Here is a 1,339-nt window from a genome sequence, read left to right as displayed (position 1 = left end):
CAGTTCTCCGGTGGCCAGCGGCAGCGCATCGTCATCGCCATCGCCCTTGCGGGGTCTCCCGACATCATCATCGCCGACGAGCCGACCTCGGCACTCGATGCCACCGTGCAGAAGCAGGTGCTCGGATTGCTCAGAACCCTCGTCGACGAGACCGGTGTCTCCGTCATTCTCGTCACCCACGACATGGGGGTGATCTCCGAGATTACCGACCGGGTGCTGGTCATGAAGAAGGGCCAGGTGGTCGAAGCGGATGTGACGGTCACCATCCTCGATCAGCCGAACCACGACTATACCAGGAAGCTGCTTGCCGCTGTTCCAACGCTTCGCATTCCGGCAAAGGCAGCGAAGGTTGAGGACGTTGGCGACAGAAGTGATCCGGGCGGCTCTGATACTGCCGACAACGCCGAGCGTCCACTCCTCGTGGCCGAACGCATCTCGAAAGAGTTCTCGCCACAGGGTTTCCATTGGGGCCTTGGCCGGAACCGGTCAAGCTTCGGTCTACGTGATATCGGTATACGCTTGCCGCGCGGCACGATCACCGGCATCGTCGGCGAGAGCGGCAGCGGCAAGACCACCTTCGGTCGCATCCTTGCCGGTCTCGACAGCGCCCATGAAGGCCGGATCGTCATCGGCGGACAAAGCTTCGAGGCGGCCGCAAGCGGCCGACGCAGTGGTCTTCTCGGCCGGGTGCAGATGATCTTCCAGGATCCGTCCGTGTCGCTCAACCCGCGGATGACCATCGGCGAGACGCTGGAAGAGAGCATCCGCTTTGGTGCTGGCTCCAGGGACAGATCTGTGGCCGAGACGGCCGGCGCGATGATGGATCGGCTGGGCCTTGCCCGCAGCCTGCTGTCCCGCCATCCGCATCAGCTATCGGGTGGCCAGAAGCAGCGGGTCTGTATCGCCCGAGCGCTGCTTGCCGAGCCTCAGATCGTTGTTGCCGACGAGCCGACCTCGGCCCTCGACGTCTCGGTCCAGGCCGAGATCGTTACTCTGCTGAGGGAGACCATCGCGGAGCGCGGCATGACGATGGTGTTCATCTCCCATGATCTCGCCATCGTCCAGGCACTGTGCAGCGCCGTCTACATCTTCAAGAACGGTCGGGTCGAGGATTTTGGGTCCTCGGACTTCATCTTCTCGCGCTCCGACAATGCCTACACCCGCACGCTGATTGCCGCCCGGCCGGAGCGCTTCACATGCTGAGGGGTGCGTCGACCCTCTGCGAGCGGATCCAACCCGGAACCATCAGATATTCGAAACGGCTGGCGCGTGTCGCCCCAGAAAGTCCTCCCATGCAACACCGCTTCACCCTCGCCGTTACCGGCCAGTCGCTGATCAA

1 protein-coding gene is annotated in these 1,339 nt (G+C 63.1%); it reads left to right on the top strand.

Features of this window, described 5'->3' with window-relative positions:
* On the top strand, positions 1-1,203 hold a 1,203-nt coding region (locus AB4Z53_RS35335), incomplete at its 5' end, for an ABC transporter ATP-binding protein (protein WP_441600077.1).
* Positions 1,204-1,339: the final 136 nt, after the last annotated feature.

This window comes from Ensifer sp. 2TAB8 (genome assembly GCF_052115125.1).
GTDB lineage: Bacteria > Pseudomonadota > Alphaproteobacteria > Rhizobiales > Rhizobiaceae > Ensifer.
Note: the sequence above shows the minus strand (reverse complement) of the source record. Positions and strands in the feature narration are given on the sequence as shown.